Annotated in this window: 21 protein-coding genes; 2 read left to right on the forward strand and 19 right to left on the reverse strand. The window is 58.7% G+C overall.

The features are described 5' to 3' along the window. Positions 1 to 80 precede the first annotated feature (80 nt). Positions 81 to 3,392: a carbamoyl-phosphate synthase large subunit gene (carB, locus tag BMZ91_RS14480; RefSeq protein ID WP_092840422.1), complete on the forward strand. Its 3,312-nt coding sequence runs from the start codon at positions 81 to 83 to the stop codon at positions 3,390 to 3,392. 431 nt (positions 3,393 to 3,823) lie between these two features. On the opposite strand, the gene BMZ91_RS14485 is transcribed toward carB, so the two are convergent. From BMZ91_RS14485 to rplO, 12 genes are all read right to left on the reverse strand, one after another. Further along, positions 3,824 to 5,515, reverse strand: coding sequence for an ABC transporter ATP-binding protein (locus tag BMZ91_RS14485; protein WP_092840424.1), 1,692 nt, complete (start codon positions 5,513 to 5,515; stop codon positions 3,824 to 3,826). Between the two features lie 6 nt (positions 5,516 to 5,521). Continuing rightward, on the reverse strand, positions 5,522 to 6,760 hold the full coding sequence (locus BMZ91_RS14490; RefSeq protein ID WP_092840427.1) for an ABC transporter permease: 1,239 nt from the start codon (positions 6,758 to 6,760) through the stop codon (positions 5,522 to 5,524). A gap of 12 nt (positions 6,761 to 6,772) precedes the next feature. After that, positions 6,773 to 7,729: an ABC transporter permease gene (locus BMZ91_RS14495; RefSeq protein WP_092840430.1), complete on the reverse strand. Its 957-nt coding sequence runs from the start codon at positions 7,727 to 7,729 to the stop codon at positions 6,773 to 6,775. Positions 7,730 to 7,930: 201 nt separating this feature from the next. Further along, positions 7,931 to 9,541: an ABC transporter substrate-binding protein gene (locus BMZ91_RS14500; RefSeq protein WP_092840433.1), complete on the reverse strand. Its 1,611-nt coding sequence runs from the start codon at positions 9,539 to 9,541 to the stop codon at positions 7,931 to 7,933. Between the two features lie 217 nt (positions 9,542 to 9,758). Then, positions 9,759 to 11,066 carry a replication-associated recombination protein A gene (locus BMZ91_RS14505; RefSeq protein WP_092840436.1) on the reverse strand — a complete coding sequence of 436 codons (1,308 nt, stop codon included), beginning with the start codon at positions 11,064 to 11,066 and terminating at the stop codon, positions 9,759 to 9,761. A 149-nt stretch (positions 11,067 to 11,215) separates the two neighbouring features. Further along, entirely contained in the window at positions 11,216 to 11,641 is a 426-nt protein-coding gene (rplQ, locus tag BMZ91_RS14510) for a 50S ribosomal protein L17 (protein ID WP_092840439.1), read from the reverse strand. A 153-nt stretch (positions 11,642 to 11,794) separates the two neighbouring features. Then, on the reverse strand, positions 11,795 to 12,811 hold the full coding sequence (locus tag BMZ91_RS14515) for a DNA-directed RNA polymerase subunit alpha (RefSeq protein ID WP_092840531.1): 1,017 nt from the start codon (positions 12,809 to 12,811) through the stop codon (positions 11,795 to 11,797). Between the two features lie 115 nt (positions 12,812 to 12,926). Next, positions 12,927 to 13,316, reverse strand: a complete 390-nt coding sequence (gene rpsK, locus BMZ91_RS14520; RefSeq protein ID WP_092840441.1) for a 30S ribosomal protein S11 — start codon at positions 13,314 to 13,316, stop codon at positions 12,927 to 12,929. Between the two features lie 14 nt (positions 13,317 to 13,330). Then, positions 13,331 to 13,699: a 30S ribosomal protein S13 gene (rpsM, locus tag BMZ91_RS14525; protein ID WP_073199668.1), complete on the reverse strand. Its 369-nt coding sequence runs from the start codon at positions 13,697 to 13,699 to the stop codon at positions 13,331 to 13,333. Positions 13,700 to 13,895: 196 nt separating this feature from the next. Beyond that, a complete protein-coding gene (locus BMZ91_RS14530) occupies positions 13,896 to 14,540 on the reverse strand; it encodes an adenylate kinase (RefSeq protein WP_092840444.1) in 645 nt (214 codons plus the stop codon). Beyond that, positions 14,537 to 15,901: a preprotein translocase subunit SecY gene (gene secY, locus BMZ91_RS14535; RefSeq protein ID WP_092840447.1), complete on the reverse strand. Its 1,365-nt coding sequence runs from the start codon at positions 15,899 to 15,901 to the stop codon at positions 14,537 to 14,539. The genes BMZ91_RS14530 and secY overlap by 4 nt, the downstream gene beginning before the upstream one ends. Positions 15,902 to 16,012: 111 nt before the next feature. Further along, positions 16,013 to 16,486 (reverse strand): 50S ribosomal protein L15, encoded by a 474-nt coding sequence (gene rplO, locus BMZ91_RS14540; RefSeq protein ID WP_092840450.1) that lies wholly within the window; start codon positions 16,484 to 16,486, stop codon positions 16,013 to 16,015. 204 nt (positions 16,487 to 16,690) lie between these two features. Here rplO and BMZ91_RS14545 point away from each other — a divergent pair, with 204 nt between their 5' ends. Next, positions 16,691 to 17,434 (forward strand): vWA domain-containing protein, encoded by a 744-nt coding sequence (locus BMZ91_RS14545; protein WP_245736398.1) that lies wholly within the window; start codon positions 16,691 to 16,693, stop codon positions 17,432 to 17,434. A 44-nt stretch (positions 17,435 to 17,478) separates the two neighbouring features. On the opposite strand, the gene BMZ91_RS14550 is transcribed toward BMZ91_RS14545, so the two are convergent. From BMZ91_RS14550 to rpsN, 7 genes are all read right to left on the reverse strand, one after another. Next, on the reverse strand, positions 17,479 to 17,916 hold the full coding sequence (locus tag BMZ91_RS14550; protein ID WP_092840453.1) for a GFA family protein: 438 nt from the start codon (positions 17,914 to 17,916) through the stop codon (positions 17,479 to 17,481). Positions 17,917 to 18,136: 220 nt separating this feature from the next. Then, the gene (gene rpmD, locus BMZ91_RS14555; RefSeq protein WP_092840456.1) at positions 18,137 to 18,325 is read right to left on the reverse strand and encodes a 50S ribosomal protein L30; all 189 of its coding nucleotides are present in this window, start codon (positions 18,323 to 18,325) and stop codon (positions 18,137 to 18,139) included. A gap of 13 nt (positions 18,326 to 18,338) precedes the next feature. After that, positions 18,339 to 18,905: a 30S ribosomal protein S5 gene (gene rpsE, locus BMZ91_RS14560; RefSeq protein ID WP_092840459.1), complete on the reverse strand. Its 567-nt coding sequence runs from the start codon at positions 18,903 to 18,905 to the stop codon at positions 18,339 to 18,341. Positions 18,906 to 19,014: 109 nt separating this feature from the next. Continuing rightward, positions 19,015 to 19,374, reverse strand: a complete 360-nt coding sequence (rplR, locus tag BMZ91_RS14565) for a 50S ribosomal protein L18 (protein WP_092840462.1) — start codon at positions 19,372 to 19,374, stop codon at positions 19,015 to 19,017. Between the two features lie 11 nt (positions 19,375 to 19,385). Continuing rightward, complete coding sequence (gene rplF, locus BMZ91_RS14570; RefSeq protein ID WP_092840465.1) at positions 19,386 to 19,919, reverse strand: 50S ribosomal protein L6; 534 nt, start codon at positions 19,917 to 19,919, stop codon at positions 19,386 to 19,388. A gap of 12 nt (positions 19,920 to 19,931) precedes the next feature. After that, entirely contained in the window at positions 19,932 to 20,324 is a 393-nt protein-coding gene (rpsH, locus tag BMZ91_RS14575; RefSeq protein WP_073199648.1) for a 30S ribosomal protein S8, read from the reverse strand. A 12-nt stretch (positions 20,325 to 20,336) separates the two neighbouring features. Continuing rightward, a complete protein-coding gene (gene rpsN, locus BMZ91_RS14580) occupies positions 20,337 to 20,642 on the reverse strand; it encodes a 30S ribosomal protein S14 (protein WP_092840468.1) in 306 nt (101 codons plus the stop codon). Between the last annotated feature and the right edge of the window lie 14 nt (positions 20,643 to 20,656).

The following is a 20,656-nucleotide window of genomic DNA, read 5'->3' on the forward strand; positions in this document are numbered from 1 at the left end:
CCGCCGGATCATGGATATAACCCGCTCCAATTTGCGTGTGCAGGCCTCTGCCTGCGCCCATTTAGCTGCCCGGGGGCCCCATGCCAAAAAGAACCGATATTTCATCCATCATGATCATCGGAGCGGGGCCTATCATCATCGGTCAAGCCTGCGAGTTCGACTATTCCGGCGCACAGGCCTGCAAGGCGCTGCGCGAGGAAGGCTATCGCGTCATTCTGGTCAACTCGAACCCGGCCACGATCATGACCGACCCGGAATTGGCCGATGCCACCTATATCGAGCCGATCACCCCCGAGATCATCGCCAGGATCATCGAGAAAGAGCGCCCCGATGCCTTGCTGCCGACGATGGGCGGGCAAACCGGATTGAACACCGCCCTGGCCGTCGCCGATATGGGCGTGCTTGAGAAATTCGGTGTCGAGTTGATCGGCGCCAATCGCGCCGCAATCGAGATGGCCGAGGATCGCAAGCTTTTCCGCGAGGCGATGGACCGGCTTGGCATCGAGAACCCCAAGGCGACGATTGCCAACACTATCGAGGAATGCATGGCGGCGATTGATTACGTCGGCCTGCCCGCGATCATCCGTCCGGCCTTTACCCTTGGTGGCACCGGCGGCGGCGTGGCCTATAACCGCGACGATTACGAACATTACTGCAAATCCGGGCTTGATGCCTCGCCCGTGAACCAGATCCTGATCGACGAATCGCTCTTGGGCTGGAAAGAATTCGAGATGGAGGTCGTGCGCGACAAGGCTGACAATGCCATCATCGTCTGTGCCATCGAAAACGTCGATCCGATGGGCGTGCATACCGGCGACAGCATCACCGTGGCCCCGGCCCTGACGCTGACCGACAAGGAATACCAGATCATGCGCAATCAGAGCATTGCCGTGCTGCGCGAGATCGGCGTCGAAACCGGTGGCTCGAACGTGCAATGGGCGGTGAACCCCGCCGATGGCCGCATGGTCGTGATCGAGATGAACCCGCGGGTGTCGCGCTCATCCGCCCTGGCATCAAAGGCGACCGGGTTTCCGATTGCCAAGATCGCCGCAAAGCTGGCCGTCGGCTATACGCTTGATGAACTGGACAACGACATCACCCGCGTCACCCCCGCGAGTTTTGAGCCGACGATCGACTATGTCGTCACCAAGATCCCGCGCTTTGCTTTTGAAAAATTCGCCGGCGCCAAGCCGCATCTGACCACCGCGATGAAATCGGTCGGCGAGGCGATGGCGATTGGCCGCACGATCCATGAAAGCCTTCAAAAGGCACTGGCGAGCATGGAAACCGGGCTTAGCGGGTTTGACGAGGTGGTGATCGAAGGCGCCACTGATCCCACCTCGGGCAAGGCTGCCGTGATCAAGGCGATCAGCCAGGCCACGCCAGACCGGATGCGCACCATCGCACAGGCGATGCGCCACGGACTTTCGGATGATGAAATCAACGCCGCGACCGCCTTTGACCCGTGGTTTCTTGCCCGCATCCGCGAAATCGTCGAAACCGAAGAGGAAATCCGTCGCGATGGTCTTCCGCTCACCGAACACGGGCTGCGCGCGCTCAAGATGCTTGGCTTTACCGATGCACGGCTGGCCAAGCTGACCGGGCGTGACGAAGGTCAGGTTCGCCGGGCGCGCCGCAATCTTGGGGTGCGGGCCGTGTTCAAGCGGATCGACACCTGCGCCGCCGAATTCGAGGCCCAGACCCCCTATATGTATTCCACCTACGAGTCGCCGATGATGGGCGAAGTCGAGTGTGAATCGCGCCCCTCTGATCGCAAGAAAGTGGTCATTCTGGGCGGCGGTCCCAACCGGATCGGTCAGGGGATCGAGTTTGATTACTGCTGCTGTCACGCTTGCTATGCGCTGACCGGCGCGGGATATGAAACGATCATGATCAACTGTAACCCCGAGACGGTTTCGACCGATTACGACACCTCGGACCGGTTGTATTTTGAGCCGCTGACATTCGAGCATGTGATGGAAATCCTGACCACCGAGCAACAAAACGGTAGCCTGCACGGCGTCATTGTTCAGTTCGGCGGTCAAACCCCGCTCAAGCTTGCGCGCGCGCTGGAGGCCGAGGGTATTCCGATCCTCGGCACCACGCCAGACGCGATTGACCTCGCCGAAGATCGCGAGCGTTTTCAAGAGCTTGTCAACAAACTTGACCTTAAACAGCCGCATAACGGCATCGCCAGCACCGACGAACAGGCGCTTGCCATCGCCGAGGATATCGGCTTTCCGCTGGTCATTCGCCCCTCTTACGTTCTGGGCGGGCGGGCGATGGAGATCGTGCGCGATATGGCCCATCTGGAACGCTATATCGCCGAGGCGGTTGTGGTCTCTGGCGATAGCCCGGTCTTGCTTGACAGCTATCTGTCGGGCGCGATCGAATGCGATGTCGACGCGCTTTGCGATGGCGAAACCGTGCATGTCGCGGGCATCATGCAGCACATCGAAGAGGCCGGCGTGCATTCGGGCGATAGTGCCTGTTCGCTGCCGCCCTATTCGCTCAGCGACGAGATGATCGCGCGCATCAAGGCGCAGACCGAGGCGCTGGCGATTGCGCTGAACGTGGTTGGCCTGATGAACGTGCAATTCGCGGTTAAAGACGATGAAATCTACCTGATCGAGGTAAATCCGCGCGCCAGCCGCACCGTGCCCTTCGTGGCCAAGGCGACGGATTCGGCGATTGCCGCAATTGCCGCGCGGTTGATGGCAGGCGAGAAAATGGCCGCATTCCCGTTCCGTGGCCCCTATCCCAAAGACACCAAGCCCGGCACCCTGCCGATGGCCGATCAGATGACGTTGGCCGATCCCAACATGCCGTGGTTTTCGGTCAAAGAGGCGGTTCTGCCCTTCGCGCGCTTTCCTGGTGTGGATACGATCCTTGGCCCGGAGATGCGTTCGACCGGCGAGGTAATGGGCTGGGATGTGTCCTTTCCGCGTGCCTTCCTCAAGGCGCAAATGGGCGCAGGCGTTGACCTGCCGGATAGCGGCAATGTCTTTATCTCGATCAAGGACGCGGACAAGACGCCGCAGTTGATTGAGGCTGCGAGGGTGCTGGTCGATCTTGGCTTTGCCGTCGTCGCCACGCGCGGCACGGCGGATTTCCTCAAAGGACATGACATCGCTTGCGAGGTGATCAACAAGGTCTATGAGGGGCGCCCCAATATCGTGGATATGCTGAAAGACGGGCAGATCGCGCTTGTGATGAACACCACCGAAGGCACTCAAGCGGTTGAGGACAGCCGCGAAATCCGCTCCGTCGCGCTTTATGACAAGATCCCCTATTTCACGACCGCCGCCGGATCGCATGCCGCTGCCTTGGCGATCAAGGCGCGCGAAGAAGGCGAACTGAAGGTGATGCCGCTGCAAGGCAGCAACAGTTAACACCCCGACGCGCATCGCGTTTGATGCGCGTCACCCCTAGAGTGGTCGGTTTTTGACACCGTAACGGCGAATTCAGGCGCTATGCTTTGGGCGCCTAGCTGCGTTGCGACAACTGCATTGATTTTATCCAATTTACCTATTGCGTGTTGTGAAATTTCGCATATGTGCTTGAAACAGACGATATATCGTTTGTTTTACTTCTCAGGATGGAGGCCAGCCATGACCCGCGACGAACTTAACCGCGAATTGCGTATGCATAGTGCAAGTTGGCCTGCCGTGCTGATCGTCTATGGGATGATCGTTGGCACGATGGCCCTGTCGGCAATGGCGATCCTCTGATCGCGACCCGCGCGCTATTTTAAAACTGTTGAACTGCAAAGTGGCGGTGGGTTTCCCATCCGCCACTTTCATGTTTTCATCGCATCGTGCTCTTAGACGTTGGTGCCGCTGACCTTTTTGTCTTTCGGATCAATCCGCGCAGCCGCCGCATCACCGACATTGTCGATCCCGCGTTCTTCCAAAAGCGTGGTAAGCCACTCGGGGTCCATTTCGGGCACCGAGCTTAGCAGCAGGTCGGTATAGGGGTGATGCGGTGGCGTGAACATGTCATCCTTGGGCCCCTGTTCCACGACCTTGCCATGCTGCATCACCACCACCTCATCCGCGATAGAGCGGACCGTGGCAAGATCGTGCGTGATGAACATATAGGCCAGGTTCAATTCCCCCTGAAGCCGGTCCAGAAGGCGCAGGATCCCTTCGGCCACTAGTTGATCGAGAGCCGAGGTGACCTCGTCGCAGACGATAAAGCTTGGCTCAGCCGCGAGCGCGCGGGCGATGCCGATCCGTTGTTTCTGGCCACCGGAAAGTTCAGGCGGATAACGGTTATAATACTGCGACGGCTCAAGCTCGATCAGATCGAGCAATTCATCCACCCGGTTCTTGAGCTTGGCGCCCTTGAGCCCCGAATAGAACGCCGCTGGCCGACCGATAATTTCCGAAATCCGTACCTTGGGATTCAGCGCCGTATCGGCCATCTGATAGATCATCTGACACTGGCGTAGCTGGTCTTTGGTGCGATCCCGATAGTCGGGTGGGAATGGCTCGCCCTTGAACAGTATCTCGCCCTTTGAGGGCGGCAAAAGCCCGGTGATACAGCGCGCCGTGGTCGATTTACCCGACCCGGATTCGCCCACGACGGCGACGGTCATGCCCTCGTAAATGTCAAAGCTGACATCATCCAGAACCTTGTCGCCGCCGGTATAAGAGGCATCGACATTCTTGACCGAGATCAGCGGCACGCTATCCTTGGGCCGATATTTCTGCGGGCTTTCAAAGCTGCGCACCGCCCAGAGGGACTTGGTGTATTCCTCTTGCGGATTGTCGAGCATCTCTTTGGTCGAGGCCTCTTCGACCTCTTCGCCCTTGAGCAGAACCTTGATGGTATCGGCCATTTGCGCCACCACCGCCAGATCGTGGGTAATATAGATTGCGGCGGTATTGAACTGTTCGACGATGTCACGGATCGCGGCCAGAACCTCGATCTGGGTGGTCACGTCAAGCGCGGTGGTCGGCTCGTCAAAGATGATCAGATCCGGGCGACATGACATCGCCATAGCCGTCATCGCGCGCTGCAACTGCCCACCAGAGACCTGGTGAGGATAGCGAAACCCGATCTCGGACGGATTCGGCAGGCGCAATCGCTCATAAAGATCCATTGCATCCTCTTGCGCCTCAAGCCGCTTTTTCAGGCGGTATTGCAGAGGCGCTTCGGTGTGCTGGTCGATGATCTTATGGGCCGGGTTGAACGAGGCCGCCGCCGATTGCGCCACATAGGCAATGCGCGAGCCACGCAACGCGCGCCGCTCGCTTTCGGTGGCGGTTGTCAGCTCCATCCCGTCAAACTCGATCGAGCCATTCGAGATCCGCGTGCCATCGCGCGCATAGCCCATACAGGCCGCGCCGATCGTGGATTTACCGGCACCGGATTCACCAATCAGGCCCATGACCTCACCTCGGTGGAGGGTCAGATCGACACCCTTGATGATGTCGACCCAGCTTTCATCGGAATAGCCCTGAATTTTCAGGTCCCTGATTTTCAGAAGAACGTCTTTTTTCTTTACCATATCCGATTACCCTTTCAGGCCAGAGGAACGATGCAGCATCCAGTCAACCACAAAGTTGATTGCGACCGTCAACAGGGCGATGGCGCCCGCAGGAATAAGCGGGGTGACATCACCAAACGAGATCAGCGTCGCGTTCTCGCGCACCATTGATCCCCAATCCGCCGTCGGTGGCTGAATGCCAAGTCCAAGGAAGCTTAGGCCGGCAATGAGAAGGAACACGAAACAGAATTCCAACCCGAATTCAGCCACCAGAGGCGCGGTAGAGTTAGGCAGGATTTCACGCCGGATAAGATACCAGGTGCGTTCCCCGCGAAGTTTGGCGGCCTCGATATAATCCATGACCACCACGTTGCCCGCAACCGCCCGCGTCAGGCGAAATACCCGAGGGCTATAGATCACCGCAACCACAAGGATCAGGATGATCTCGGAGGGGTTGAAGATCACCAGCATTCCAAGCGCAAAGGCCGCCGAAACCCCGCCCAGAACGGCAAGGCCAATGATCCAGCCCATGACGCTTCGCTCAGACACAGCCGTGACCACCAACAGGCCGGTGACCCCGGCAAAGATGGTCAGCAGATAAAAGGCCGTGGTGTTGTTGGCCAGCTCTCCGCCAAAGATCGACAGCATCAAAAGCGCGAAGATCAGCGAGGGGATCGACATGATCACATCCGATGTCCGCGCCAAGATCTGGTCAAACCAGCCCCCTGTGGTCGCCGCCAATAGCCCGGCAAGCGCGCCCAGAAGAAAGGCCATGACCGTCCCTGCCAGCGCAAGGGCAACCGTGTTACGCGCGCCAAAAATGACCCGGCTGAACATATCGCGGCCAAGTTGATCCGCCCCCAGAAGCATGGTTTCATCTGGCGGAGCAAAGGCCGATGAAATGATCTGTGCCTCGCCGAATGGCGCGATCCAGGGCGCGAAGATACCGGCAATGGCATAGGTGAAGATGATGAACATGCCAAACCCAGCCGTCAGCGGCGCGGTGCGCAATTCCTTGGCAAGGTTGGTTGGCGCGATGGCCACCAGAAACTCGCGGAAGGCATAGGCCACCATCGCCGAGAGCGCCAAAAGCCCGGCGCAGATCGCAACCAGACGCAAGGCGCCAACCCCGCCGACAATGCCCAGAATGAACGAGACCAAAGTCAGCGAAAACAGCAGAAGAAACGCAGAGCGCTTGTTGTAAAACGCCGCCAGGCAAGAGCCACCTAGAAGCAGAGTGTAGTAGATAATGACGAAAACATTCATGTCTCTGCCCCCTTATTTCGGATGACGCAGGCGCGGGTTGGTCAAGATAGCCCCCACATCCGCCGCAAGGTTAAGAAGGATAAAGGTCGCCGCAAAGATCAGACAGCAAGCCTGCACCACCGGGAAGTCACGTTTTGACACCGCATCGACAAGCGCCTGCCCGATACCGGGATAGACAAAGACCACCTCGACAAGCACCACACCGGTAATGAGATAGGCAAGGTTCAAGGCAACAACGTTGATGATCGGCGCCCAGGCATTGGGCAGCGCGTGTTTCACGATGACCTTCCAGGGCGGTGTGCCCTTGAGGCGCGCCATCTCGATATAGGGCGAGGCCAGAAGATTGATGATCGCCGCTCGGGTCATGCGCATCATATGCGCCGTCACCACAAGCACCAGCGTCAGCGCCGGCAGGAAGGTCCGGTGCAAAAGCTCGCCAAAGGTCATATCATTGCTCAGGCTGGCAATCGCCGGGAACATGCCGGTTTTGACCGCCAGATAAAGGATAAGGATATAGCCGAGAAAGAATTCGGGGCTTGAAATCGACGTGAGGGTGAGAACATTGACAACCCGGTCAAAGATCGAGTTGCGCAAAAGCGCCACCAACACACCAAGAACAATAGAGATCGGCACCGCGATAACGGCGGCATATGTAGCCAGGAAAAGCGTGTTGGCAAGGCGCGAGCTGATCGTATCGACAACGCTTTCGCCGGTGACGATGGAATTGCCAAAATCCAGCGTGACCGCGTTGGCCAGCCACCCAAAATATCGCACAAGTGCCGGTTGATCCAACCCCATTTCCTTGCGCAAAGCGGCAAGGTTTTCCGGTGTTGCACCCTGTCCAAGAACCGCCTCGGCAATGTCACCCGGCAGCAATTCGACCATGAAGAAGATAATTGCCGAAATAATCAGCAAAATCCCCAATCCAAGTCCAAGCCGTTTTCCAACGAGCCCTAGAATATCTCCCATCAGTCCCTCCTGCTGTCTGCTCTGGCATCCGTTAGTTCATAGGAACACAGGTTGCCGTTTTGGCAGATTCGTTTTTTGCTCTGACCGGGTGTTAATGTGATCCGGCTCTGGCTTGTGGCTCCGACGCGGTTTGGGAAATCAATCGGATGCGCCGCAGCAGTGAAAACCCGGCGCCAGTGACGCCGGGTTTCTGTTTTCAACTTACGCTTCGAACCACCAGCGGCTGGCGGCGCGGGCGCCGTCACAGCTCCAACTGGCCGCGACATTCTCATGACGCTTCACACCCTTTCCGCGGGCATAGACCCAGTTGTTGAAGAACGGGATGATCGTGCCGCCGTCATCACGCATCAGCAAGCACATCTCGCGATACATCTCAGCGCGCAGGCTGTCGTCAAGTTCGCCCTTGGCCTGAAGCAGAAGCTCGTTGAAACGCTCGTTCTGCCAGCGGCTCTCGTTCCAGGCGGCGTCGTCCTTGTAGGCCAGCGTGAACATCACGTCCGGCGTCGGGCGCGCGCCCCAAGACACGGCCGAGAACGGCTTTTTCAGCCAAACGTCGGAGTAATAGCCATCATTTGGCTCGCGCACGACCTTGATGTTGATGCCCGCCGCCTTGGCCTGTTCGGCATAAAGCACGCACATGTCGACCGCCCCGGTATAGACACTGTCGGCCACCGACAGGTTGACCGTAAGCCCCTCTTGCCCGGCCTTCTTGAGCAGCGATTTCGCCTGATCCGGGTCGTAGTCGCGTTGCGGGATATCGTCCGGCCAATAGGGCTGCACCGGCGACAGATGGAAATCGTTGCCCTTGGTTGCCGCCCCGAACGAGATCTTCTCGATGATCTCGTCGCGGTTCATCGCCAGTTTCAGCGCGTTGCGCACGTTCACATCATCGAACGGTGCCGTGTCGCAATGCATTGGCATGGTGATCGCGCCACCCGAGGGAATGTTGTCGATTGACACATTGGGATTGCGCTCCAACAGCGCCAGCGTCTTGAGTTCGATCAGCGAAATACAATCCACATCGCCCGTTACCAACGCCGTCTGGCGGGCGTTGGGGTCATTGAGGACCAGCATGGTTACCTTGTCGAAATACGCGCCATCCAGATGCCAGCCGTCATGACGTGTCAGTTCCCAGCGAATACCAAACTCACCCGAGTCGATTTTATAGGGGCCAGAGCCATCGCCGGATTTCCAATCAATCGTGCCATCCCCATTAGAGGGACAAATCGCAAAGTGGTAATCAGTCATCAGCCAGGGCAGATCGGCATTGCCGCGTGCGAGGCTGATCACAACCGCATTGTCGCCATCTGCGGTGACGTCGGTCACATCTGTCAAAAGCGCCTTGGCCGCCGATGTGGACGCATCCCCACGGTGGTGGTTGAGGCTGTCGATCACATCCTGTGATGTCACCTTCTTGCCACTATGGAAAGACGCATCGGGATTGAGTTTGAATGTCCATTGCTTGGCATCAGGCGTGGCCTCCCAACCGGTCGCAAGGTCCGGCCCAAGCGAGTTGTCCGCCTCGATCATCGTCAGATAGCTGCGGTGGGTGTGCGCCAGAAAGATCATCTGACGTGTCACATAGGTGCCCGGATCATGTGTGTCCGAGGTATTGCCGTCATGCACCCCCCAACGGAACGTACCGCCGCTGGTCGGGTTGGCAGCGGCCGATGTGCCCCAAAGACCGGTTGCCGCCGACGCGGTTAGGCCCGCTGCGGCCGCATAATTCATAAACGAGCGGCGCGAGATAGTTCCCGTACGGGCCGCATCGGCGAGCTTGTCCAAAAGGACCTGGTCCTTGTTCTTTTTCATAAGATTTCCCTGTTTGCTGTGTGAGCTGTCATTGGAGGGGTCATTTTGCTGACCCTCACCAAAAGCTTCCTGTTACGAAGATGCTGAAGGATGCTTAAATACGACATTTCTCAAGCAAAACACGAAATTGGCCGCGTTTCCAGCCTTTAATCTTCGAGCCGCCGTAGTTTTGATCTGAAAGACGTCATGGATTTCACGCACCTCTCGCCGTAAGCGCCTAGCTGCGTCGCGCGCGCAACTTGGAAAAATAATCGAGTCGTTTTTTGAGCTCGCGTTCAAATCCGCGTTCGACCGGCTGATAAAGGACCGGGCGTTTCATGGTCTCGGGAAAGTAATTCTGGCCTGAAAACCCGTCTTCCGCGTCATGGTCATAGGCATAGCCCGCGCCATAGCCCTGCTCCGCCATAAGCTTGGTTGGCGCGTTCAGGATGTGCTTGGGCGGTGGCTCGCTTCCGGTTTTTTTGGCCTCGCGCATCGCCGCCTTATAGGCGACATAACCGGCATTCGATTTCGGCGCGAGTGCGAGATAAGTGACCGCCTGCGCAAGCGCCAATTCGCCCTCGGGGCTGCCCAAACGCTCATAGGTTTCCCATGCGTGAAGACAAACAGTTTGCGCCTGCGGATCGGCAAGACCGATATCCTCAACTGCCATGCGGATGATGCGCCGCGCAAGGTAACGCGGGTCCTCCCCCCCGGTCAGCATGCGCGCGAACCAGTAAAGCGCCGCGTCGGGGTCGGACCCGCGCACCGATTTATGCAGCGCCGAGATCAGGTTGTAATGCTCGTCGCCGCCCTTGTCGTATTTGGCCGCACGCTTCATCAGGCGGCTGGCAAGCGCGGCTTTATCAAGCTTGGTCTCGGTCTTCCACGCCGCCACCTGTTCGATCAGGTTGAGCAGGGCGCGCCCATCACCATCGGCCATTTCCAAAAGGGCCTCACGCGCCGGGCCATCAAGCGGCAGGGCTCGACCAATATCGGCCTCGGCGCGCTGCGCGAGCCGTTCCAAATCAGACAGCGCGAGCCGTTCGAGAACCAGAACCTGCGCGCGACTTAACAGGGCGGCGTGCAGCTCGAAACTGGGGTTTTCGGTGGTGGCGCCGACCAACAGGATCGTGCCATCCTCCATATGCGGCAAAAATCCGTCCTGCTGGGCCTTGTTGAAGCGGTGGATCTCGTCCACGAACAACAGGGTGCCCTGGCCGTTGGCGCGGCGGTGCTTGGCCTCTTCAAAGACCTTGCGCAGGTCCGGCACACCGGTGAAAATCGCGCTGATCTGAACGAAATGAAGGTCGGTTTCATCCGCCAAAAGCCGCGCGATGGTGGTTTTGCCCACACCCGGCGGCCCCCAGAAGACCAGCGACGTCAGGCTGCCAGAGGCCAGCATCACCCCAAGCGGCGCCTCGGGGCCAAGCACCTGATCCTGTCCAATGACCTCGGCGATCCTGCGCGGGCGCAGCCGGTCGGCCAAAGGGCGCGGCGCGGTGCCGGGCGGCGTGTCGGGCGGTGTTTGAAAGAGATCAGCCATGCGTGCATCCTATCGCGCCCTGTGACGCGGCGCACACAGATATGCAAAGGCCGCGCCCGGATTGCAAGCCGCAGCCGCAGCCCCTCAAACGGAAAACGCCGCCGACCAACCGTCAGCGGCGTTCAAATTCTGGTCTCAAAAGCCGGGTATCAGGCCTCGTCTGCCTCGGCTTCGGCCGCTGCAACACGGGCCTTGTCGCCTGCGCCCTTGGCGTTCACATCGCGATCGACGAACTCGATGATGGCCATGGGTGCCATGTCGCCATAGCGAAAGCCCGCCTTGAGAACACGGACATAGCCGCCCTGACGGTCCTTGTAGCGGGGCCCAAGCACGTCGAACAGTTTCGCGACATACTGATCCTGCTTGAGCTGCGCTGCGGCCTGACGGCGCGCGTGCAGATCACCGCGTTTTCCCAGGGTGATCATTTTTTCGATGATCCGGCGCAGTTCTTTGGCCTTGGGCAGAGTGGTTTTGATTTGCTCATGTTCGATGAGCGATCCGGCCATGTTGGCCCAAAGCGCCTTGCGGTGCTCATGGGTCCGGTTCAGGCGGCGGTAGCCTCTTGCGTGACGCATTTTCTGGTCTCCTTAGCGTGTTTTGCTTTGTCCGGCGGTCTGATGCGTGTCAGCCGCTCTCCTTGGGGCAGTGGCCCATGTTTTCCCCGGCGATCCGGGCATTGATCCCACCCTACGAGATAACCCGTAGGGTGGGTGTAACCCACGCGTATCTTAAAACGCGTCTTCGAATTTCTTGGCCAGATCCTCGATATTATCGGGCGGCCAATCCTCAACGTCCATGCCAAGGTGCAGGCCCATGCCGCTGAGAACTTCCTTGATCTCGTTAAGCGACTTGCGGCCAAAGTTCGGCGTGCGCAGCATCTCTGCTTCGGTCTTCTGGATCAGATCGCCGATATAAACGATGTTGTCGTTCTTGAGGCAATTTGCCGAACGTACCGACAGTTCCAACTCGTCCACTTTCTTGAGCAGGAGCGGGTTGAACTCAAGGCCATCGTCTTCGTCCTGGCGACCGGCGGCTTCTGGCTCGTCAAAGTTGACGAAGATCGAAAGCTGATCCTGAAGGATGCGTGCGGCGTAGGCCACGGCATCATCCGGCGTGATCGACCCGTCGGTTTCGATTTTCATGGTCAGCTTGTCATAATCCAGCACCTGGCCCTCGCGGGTGGGCTGAACGTCATAGCTGACTTTGGAAATCGGCGAATAGATCGCGTCGATCGGGATAAGGCCGATGGGCGCATCCTCGGGTTTGTTCTTGTCGGCCGCGACATAGCCTTTGCCCTGGTTCACGGTCAATTCCATGAACAGATCGGCGCCCTCGTCGAGGTGGCAAATCACGTGTTCCTTGTTCAGGATCTCGATGCCGGCACTGTCCGAAATGTCGCCAGCGGTCACGACACCCGGACCCTTGGCATTGACCGAAAGACGCTTGGGCCCTTCAACTTCCATGCGAAGCGACACGCCCTTGAGGTTCAGCACGATGTCGGTGACGTCTTCGCGCACACCGGCAACACTTGAAAACTCATGCAGGACGTTGTCGATCTGCACGGCGGTGATGGCCGCCCCTTGCAGCGACGACAACAGCACCCGGCGCAGTGCGTTGCCGAGTGTAAGACCAAAGCCGCGCTCAAGCGGTTCAGCGATCAGAACGGCCTGACGAAGCGGGTCATTGCCCGGCTTGACGTCAAGCTGTGTCGGCTTGATCAATTCAGCCCAATTTTTGTGGATCATGCGTCCCTCCATTCCAGTTCCGTTCCCATGTCCAAAGGTTCAGAACGCCCGAGGTATTAAAATGACGAAAAGGGGACCGCGCAATTTTGCGCGGCCCCGCCTGGTGTATCTTGGATCAGACCCGACGACGTTTCGGCGGGCGGCAGCCATTGTGCGCCATCGGCGTCACATCACGGATCGAGGTGATGTTGAACCCAACAGCGGCCAGAGCGCGCAGCGCCGATTCACGGCCCGAACCGGGGCCTTGAACTTCGACCTCAAGGGTGCGCATGCCGTGATCCTGGGCCTTTTTACCGGCATCTTCTGCGGCCATCTGGGCGGCATAGGGTGTCGATTTCCGCGAGCCTTTGAAGCCCATGGTGCCAGCCGACGACCAGGCGATAGCATTGCCTTGCACGTCCGAGATCAGGATCTTGGTGTTGTTGAAAGACGAGTTCACATGAGCAACGCCGGTGGCGATGTTCTTGGAGACCTTCTTTTTGGTGCGTTTGGTATCGCGTGCCATTGATCAGCCCTCCCTTATTTCTTCTTGCCGGCAATGGCCTTTGCGGGGCCTTTGCGGGTGCGTGCGTTGGTATGGGTGCGCTGACCACGAACCGGCAGGTTGCGACGGTGACGCAGGCCACGGTAGCAGCCAAGGTCCATCAGACGCTTGATGTTCATCTGCGTGTCACGACGCAGATCACCTTCGACGGTATAGTTGGCGTCGATATGTTCGCGCAGGGCCAGAGCTTCGGCATCCGAAAGTTCGTTCACGCGACGCGATGCGTCGATGTTCACGGCTTCACAGATGGCCTTGGCCGAGGTGTGACCAATACCAGTGATATATGTAAGGGCGATCGGGACCCGCTTGTGGGTCGGGATATTTACGCCGGCGATACGTGCCAAATGTAAGTTCCTTTATCGTTGCGGTTCCGTAGCTCCAGAACCTTTTTTCACAACGTAAGCCCGAGGCGTTTTCGCTCCGGGCCGCAGCTGAATTCAGGTGATACGATCCCTGCCGGGGGCGACCCGGTCAGAATCAATTCTCTCGCGAGATAGGGCTGGTTATGGGGAAATTAAGGGGGCGTCAAGCCCTGCCCCCTTATTTGTCAAGCTGAGATGAAATTGCCGCTTGAACCTGCGCGATTTCCCCCAGACCGTCGACCGAAGACAGCAGGCCCTTGGCATAGTAATAGCCAAGCAGCGGCGAGGTTTTCTTGTAGTATTCCATCAACCGGTTGCGCAGGCTGTCCTCATTGTCATCCGCCCGGCGTTTGACATCCGAAGATCCGCATTTGGCGCATTTGCCGTCGGCGGGCCAGGGTTTGGTGATGTCGTTATAGACCTCTCCACAGCCGCCACAGGTCGAGCGTGCGGTAATCCGCTGCACAAGCGCCTCATCGTCGACCCGAAGCTCGATCACGGAGTCAAGCGCCTCCCCCTGTTCCGCCAGCAGATCGCCAAGCGCGTCGGCCTGGGCCAGGGTGCGCGGGAAACCGTCAAAGATAAAACCGCCCTGTTTGTCACCCTCAAGTTTTTCGCGGATCAGGCCGATCACGATCTCATCGGTCACAAGGTCGCCACGGGCCATTACATCGGCCACGATCTTGCCCATCTCAGAGCCGCTATCCTTAGCCTCGCGCAGCATGTCGCCGGTCGATAGCTGGATCATGTTGCGGCTGGCAACAAGATGATGCGCCTGAGTGCCCTTGCCTGCCCCCGGGGGCCCGAGAAGAATGATGTTCATCGGCGTGATGCCCCTTTCCTGCGCGAGCGTTTCTTACCTTTGCCGCTCAGCTGTGATTTCTCAATCAGACCTTCGTATTGATGCGCAAGCAAATGGCTTTGCACCTGCTGGATCGTGTCCATCGTCACCGAAACCACAATAAGAACCGAGGTGCCGCCGAAATAGAACGGAATGGCGAACTGACTGCGCAGGACTTCCGGCAGCAGCATCACCGCCACGAGATAACCCGACCCAAGGACCAGCACGCGGTTGACCACGTAATCCAGGTATTCGGCGGTTTTCTTGCCGGGACGGATACCGGGAACAAAGCCGTTCTGGTTCTTGAGGTTATCGGCCACATCATCGGTCTTGAACGACACGTTGAAGGTATAGAAATAGGTGAAAAACACGATCATCAGCGTGAAGAACAGCAGGTAAAGCGGCTGGCCGGGGCCGAAATAGGCCATGATCGTCGACATCACCGGGCTGGTCTGGGTGCCCGAAAACGTGGTGATCGTGGCGGGCAGAAGCAACAGGGAACTGGCAAAGATCGCCGGGATAACGCCGGCCGGGTTCACCTTGATCGGAAGATGCGAAGAGCCCCCGTCATAGACCTTCATGCCGACCTGACGGCGCGGGTATTGAATATGAATCTTGCGAAGCGAGCGCTCCATGAAGACCACAAAGCCGATCACGACCACGACCATCAACATCACGCCAATGATCACCGCCGGGCTGATCGCACCAGAGCGGCCCTGACTGAAGAACTGTGCAAGGGCGGCGGGGACTTCGGCGATGATGCCGACAAAGATGATCAGCGAAATGCCATTACCGATACCGCGCGCGGTGATCTGCTCGCCAAGCCACATCAGGAACATCGTGCCCCCGATCAGCGTGATCATGCAGGAGACAATAAAAAAGCCACCTGGATTGGTGACCATGTCGCCCGATTGCAGGCTGACGGCCAGACCGTAGGATTGCAGCGTCGCAAGACCAACCGTGCCATAGCGGGTGTACTGGTTGATCTTCTTGCGGCCCTGTTCGCCCTCTTTCTTCAACTGTTCAAGCTGCGGCACCATCGCGGTCAGAAGCTGAACGATGATCGAGGCCGAGATATAGGGCATGATCCCGAGGGCGAAAATCCCCATCCGGCCAAGCGCACCGCCGGTAAACATCGACAACATGCCGCCAATGCTGGCCTGGGCGCCTTGCATGAATTCACGCAGGGCCGCGCCGTCAATGCCCGGCACCGGGATATAGGTGCCAAGACGATAGACGATCAAAAGCCCCAGCGTGAACAGGATGCGTTTGCGAAGATCGGAGGCCTTACCAAGCGCGGACCAGCTTGTGTTGGCCGCCATTTGCTCTGCTGCAGATACCATTCGCGGGTCTCTTTCATATGACAACGCCGCCAAAAGCTGTTTTCCAGCTCAGGCGGCGTCAAAGGAAAACTTGGGGCATATGTAAGCGGCGCGAACGCCACTCACAACCTCTTATTCAGCGGCCTGCGCGGTTGTGACCGTCAGTGAGCCACCGGCTTTTTCGACGGTTTCGATCGCCGAACGCGATGCGCCAGTGACCTCAAGTGTCACTTTGGCCGAGATATCACCCTTGGCCAGAACGCGGATACCGTCCAGCTTGCGGCGCACCAGACCCGAAGCGACAAGCACGTCTTCGGTGATCGCGGCCGAGGCGTCGATTTTCTTCTCGTCGATGAATTTCTGGATCAGGCCCAGGTTGACCACCGCATAGGATTTGCGGTTCGGCTTGGTAAAGCCACGCTTGGGCAGACGTTGATAGAGCGGCATCTGGCCGCCCTCAAAGCCCTTGATCGCCACACCCGAACGGGATTTCTGACCTTTGATACCACGGCCACCGGTCTTGCCCATGCCCGAACCCGGGCCACGGCCAATGCGTTTGCGGCGCTTGGTTGCACCGGGGTTGTCTTGCAGTTCATGCAGTTTCATGTCGCTTCTCCTATGCCGGATGTGACCCCCAGCGACGGTTGGGCCAAACGCGGCGTATATTGAATGTTGAGTCGTGGCAAAACAGGGCCACCCGCGGGCGTATAGACGGGATTGCGCCCGGTATCAAGCATCGAGTGACTGGCCGCGACCGCCGCCGCAACACGGGCATTGATCGCAAACGCCTGCTGGTGTCAGACTGCGGACATGTTTGCGCGTCTGATCCCCCTGCCCTTTTGGGCCGCTTGCCTTGGCCTTTTGCCGATGGCTCCGGTGCCCTATGCCGCGACCGGCTGCGCCACCGATGCGATGCTGGTGTTTGACGGCTCTGCCTCGATGTCCGAAATCGGCTTTGACACCCAGGCGGCAACGCGCATCACCGAGGCTCGCGATGCCATGCGCCGCGCCATGCCCCAGATCGCGCCCTATCGGCGCATTGGCCTGATCGCCTATGGGCCGGGGCCGGGCAATGCCTGTGACAATATCGAACTGCGCTTTGCGCCAATGCCCGATGCCGCCGCCGCCCTCGTGGCCGAGGTAGAGGCGCTGCGCCCCGGCGGGCTTACCCCGCTTGCGGCCTCGGTCCGGGCGGCGGCAGAGGTGCTTGAGTACCGCGAGCATCCGGGGCTTGTGGTGCTTGTCACCGATGGCAATGAAACCTGCGGCGGGCGGCCCTGCGCGCTTGGCCGCGCATTGGCGGCAGAGGCGCGCGACCTGACCGTGCATGTGATCGGGTTTCGCGTGGTGGTCGATTTCTTCAGCTGGGACAGCCCCGAGGCGGGCAGCTATACCCAAGGCAACACTGTCGCCAAATGCCTCGCCGATTCCACCGGCGGCATGTATGTCTCGACCGAAACAGTGGACGAGCTTGCAGCCGCTTTGCGCGAAACGCTTGGCTGTCCGCTGATCGGCTGGGGCACGGCTTTGACCCCAGCCAGACCCAAAGGCTAAACTTTGCACGTAGGGTGGGTGCAACCCACGCGCCGCACCACGCCTTACGACGGCTCGGGCCAGACGAAATCCGGGCGCAGAGCCTCATAGACCGGGCGGCCATCGGATGGTTTGGCCTCACCGCTCGCCGGATCGTAAAAGGCGTGATAGGGTGCCGGCTCGATCTGGTCGCCATAGCCCATCAGGTTTGGCACGATCACCCGGATGCGGCTTTGCCTGTCATCCAGCATGATCGGCGCGCCGCATTCCCCGCAGGTGCAAAGCTCCAGTGGGCCATCGGGATTTTTGGCATTGAACGGCTGGCGTTTCAGACCGGCCTCATTATCGACCTCAAGATCGCCATGCCTGAAGAACACCACATGGGTGGTGTCCTGACCTGTCACGGCCTTGCAGACCGAACAATGACAGGTGTGATTATCAATCGGCGCATGCGCCGCCTTGGTGTGAATGTGGTCACATCCACCACTACATTGGCTTGACATAAGACCCTCCTCTAACGCTGTCAGAACTGGCCGGACCTCTGCCGACAATCGCCCGCGTAGAGTAGCCCGCCCTGCATGATCCTAGCATGCAGGGCCGCGCCCCCGGATCACATATTGCCATCCACGACTAAAGCATGAGGGGGCCAAATGCGAAAGCGCCCCCGGCAAGACCGAGGGCGCTCTCAAACTCACGTAGGGTGGGTAAAACCCACGCCCGGCGTCAGCCTTTTTCTTCAACAATCTCGACCATATGCGAGATCTTGTTGATCATGCCGCGCACAGCCGGTGTGTCTTCAAGCTCGCGGGTCTTGTGCATCTTGTTAAGACCCAGCCCGATCAGCGTCTGGCGCTGTTTTTCGGGGCGACGGATCGGAGACCCGATCTGTTTGATAACGATGGTTTTTGCCATTGATCAGAACTCCTTACGCTTCCGCGGCTTCGGCAGCCGGCGCTTCGTCACCCTTTTTCAGGATGTCAGCGACCTTTTTGCCTCGGCGTTGGGCGACCATGCGGGGCGAGCTTTCTTTTTGAAGCCCGTTCAGCGTGGCGCGGATCATGTTATAGGGGTTCTGGCTGCCGTTGGATTTGGCAACAACGTCCTGAACACCCAGCATCTCGAATACGGCACGCATCGGACCACCGGCAATGATACCGGTCCCTTGCGGTGCTGTGCGCATCACGACCTTGCCGGCGCCATGGCGCCCTTCCATGTCGTGGTGCAGGGTCCGACCCTCGCGCAGCGGCACGCGAATCATGGCGCGCTTGGCGGCTTCGGTCGCCTTGCGAATGGCCTCGGGGACCTCTTTCGCCTTACCTTTGCCAAAGCCAACGCGGCCTTTTTGATCGCCTACGACGACAAGCGCCGCAAAGCCAAAGCGTTTCCCGCCCTTGACGGTTTTGCTGACCCGGTTGATCGCAACCAGACGATCGGCGAATTCGGGGGTTTCGTCGCGGTCACGACCACCACGGCGTTTTTCATCTCTTGCCATTAGGCGTCCTTTCAATGCGGCGCCATCGGCACCATTTGTCTCAATCCAAGTGGGCAATTGTCGCCCCCGGATCATCGAGGCGGCCCGTTGCCGGGCCGCCTGCGCTGTTTTAGATTTTCAGCCCGGCTTCACGCGCGGCGTCGGCAACTGCCTTGACCTTGCCATGAAACAGAAAGCCGCCACGATCGAAATACGCCTCGGTGATACCGGCCTTCTTGGCCCGCTCGGCGATTGCCGTGCCAACTGTGGCTGCGGCTTCGACGTTGTTCTTCCCGGCCAGACCAAGATCCTTTTCGAGGGTCGAGGCGGCGGCGAGTGTCACACCGTTGACGTCGTCGATCAGCTGCACGCTGATGTTCTTGTTGGAGCGGTGAACGGAAAGACGCGGACGCCCTGCGTTGACCTTGCGAAGTTTGTTCCGAACGCGCATGCGGCGTTTTTCGAACAGTTTTCTCTTGCTGTTTGCCATCTGTCGCGTCCTTACTTCTTCTTGCCTTCCTTCTGGAAGATATACTCGTCCTTGTAGCGAATGCCTTTACCTTTATAGGGCTCGGGACGACGCCAATCGCGGATATTTGCCGCGACCTGACCGACGAGCTGCTTATCCGTGCCTTCAACCACCATTTCAGTGGGCTTGGGAACGGTAACAGTTACACCTTCCGGAATGTGGAAATCGACATCATGGCTGAGGCCGAGGTTCAGTTTGAGCACGTTGCCCTGAAGCTGGGCACGATAGCCCACGCCGCGGATTTCAAGCTCTTTCTTGAAGTTTTCCTTGCTGCCGTGCACCAGGTTGGAGATGACCGTGCGGGTCATGCCCCATTGCTGGCGCGCGCGCTTGGATTTACCACGGGGCGTCACCGAAACCTGACCGTCTTCGATAACGATTGTAACATCGTCAGTCGCGGTAAAGCTTTTGGTGGCCTTGGGGCCTTTGACTTCGATCGTCTGACCAGAGAGCGTCGCAGTGACACCATCCGGCAGCGAAACGGGCTGTTTGCCGATACGAGACATTTCCGGCTCTCCCTAGAATACAGTGCAGAGCACTTCGCCGCCAACGTTGGCTGCGCGTGCAGATGCATCCGACATCACACCCTTGGAGGTGGAGACAATCGACACACCGAGGCCCTGACGGACCTGCGGAATGTCATCGACGCCCAGATAGACGCGACGACCGGGTTTGGAAACCCGTTTCATTTCGCGAATGACAGGGGTGCCTTCGAAATATTTCAGGCTGACTTCGATTGCCGGGTGGCCATCCTTGCCAGTGCTCATCTCATAACCGCGGATGTAGCCTTCGGATTGCAGAACATCGAGCACGCGCACGCGCATTTTCGAGGCCGGAACCGAAACCGTGGATTTGCCGCGCATCTGCGAGTTGCGGATACGGGTGAGCATATCGCCGATAGGATCATTCATGCTAATTCTCCCTTACCAGCTGGATTTCACGACACCGGGAGCCTGACCACTTGAGCCGAGCTCGCGCAGCATGATCCGCGATACTTTGAGTTTGCGATAATACGCATGCGGACGACCGGTCAGCTGGCACCGATTGTGCAGCCGGGTGGCCGAGCTGTTGCGCGGCAGTTTCGCCAGCTTCAGAGAGGCGCGAAAACGCTCTTCCATCGGCTTGCTTTCATCGTTGATGATCTCTTTGAGCGCGGCGCGTTTCTTGGCAAAACGATCCACCAGAGCCTGGCGTTTCTTTTCGCGCTCGATCATTGCTTTTTTAGCCATAAATCTATCCTCCC

It is taken from the genome of Roseovarius lutimaris, assembly GCF_900115165.1.
Taxonomy (GTDB): Bacteria; Pseudomonadota; Alphaproteobacteria; order Rhodobacterales; family Rhodobacteraceae; genus Roseovarius; species Roseovarius lutimaris.

Bases quoted from the DNA above. Each gene is read 5' to 3' on its own strand.
- carB (WP_092840422.1), top strand. From the start codon at position 81: ATGCCAAAAAGAACCGATATTTCATCCATCATGATCATCGGAGCGGGG.
- BMZ91_RS14485 (WP_092840424.1), bottom strand. From the start codon at position 5,515: ATGGTAAAGAAAAAAGACGTTCTTCTGAAAATCAGGGACCTGAAAATT.
- BMZ91_RS14490 (WP_092840427.1), bottom strand. From the start codon at position 6,760: ATGAATGTTTTCGTCATTATCTACTACACTCTGCTTCTAGGTGGCTCT.
- BMZ91_RS14495 (WP_092840430.1), bottom strand. From the start codon at position 7,729: ATGGGAGATATTCTAGGGCTCGTTGGAAAACGGCTTGGACTTGGATTG.
- BMZ91_RS14500 (WP_092840433.1), bottom strand. From the start codon at position 9,541: ATGAAAAAGAACAAGGACCAGGTCCTTTTGGACAAGCTCGCCGATGCG.
- BMZ91_RS14505 (WP_092840436.1), bottom strand. From the start codon at position 11,066: ATGGCTGATCTCTTTCAAACACCGCCCGACACGCCGCCCGGCACCGCG.
- rplQ (WP_092840439.1), bottom strand. From the start codon at position 11,641: ATGCGTCACGCAAGAGGCTACCGCCGCCTGAACCGGACCCATGAGCAC.
- BMZ91_RS14515 (WP_092840531.1), bottom strand. From the start codon at position 12,811: ATGATCCACAAAAATTGGGCTGAATTGATCAAGCCGACACAGCTTGAC.
- rpsK (WP_092840441.1), bottom strand. From the start codon at position 13,316: ATGGCACGCGATACCAAACGCACCAAAAAGAAGGTCTCCAAGAACATC.
- BMZ91_RS14530 (WP_092840444.1), bottom strand. From the start codon at position 14,540: ATGAACATCATTCTTCTCGGGCCCCCGGGGGCAGGCAAGGGCACTCAG.
- secY (WP_092840447.1), bottom strand. From the start codon at position 15,901: ATGGTATCTGCAGCAGAGCAAATGGCGGCCAACACAAGCTGGTCCGCG.
- rplO (WP_092840450.1), bottom strand. From the start codon at position 16,486: ATGAAACTGCATGAACTGCAAGACAACCCCGGTGCAACCAAGCGCCGC.
- BMZ91_RS14545 (WP_245736398.1), top strand. From the start codon at position 16,691: ATGTTTGCGCGTCTGATCCCCCTGCCCTTTTGGGCCGCTTGCCTTGGC.
- BMZ91_RS14550 (WP_092840453.1), bottom strand. From the start codon at position 17,916: ATGTCAAGCCAATGTAGTGGTGGATGTGACCACATTCACACCAAGGCG.
- rpmD (WP_092840456.1), bottom strand. From the start codon at position 18,325: ATGGCAAAAACCATCGTTATCAAACAGATCGGGTCTCCGATCCGTCGC.
- rpsE (WP_092840459.1), bottom strand. From the start codon at position 18,905: ATGGCAAGAGATGAAAAACGCCGTGGTGGTCGTGACCGCGACGAAACC.
- rplR (WP_092840462.1), bottom strand. From the start codon at position 19,374: ATGGCAAACAGCAAGAGAAAACTGTTCGAAAAACGCCGCATGCGCGTT.
- rplF (WP_092840465.1), bottom strand. From the start codon at position 19,919: ATGTCTCGTATCGGCAAACAGCCCGTTTCGCTGCCGGATGGTGTCACT.
- rpsH (WP_073199648.1), bottom strand. From the start codon at position 20,324: ATGAATGATCCTATCGGCGATATGCTCACCCGTATCCGCAACTCGCAG.
- rpsN (WP_092840468.1), bottom strand. From the start codon at position 20,642: ATGGCTAAAAAAGCAATGATCGAGCGCGAAAAGAAACGCCAGGCTCTG.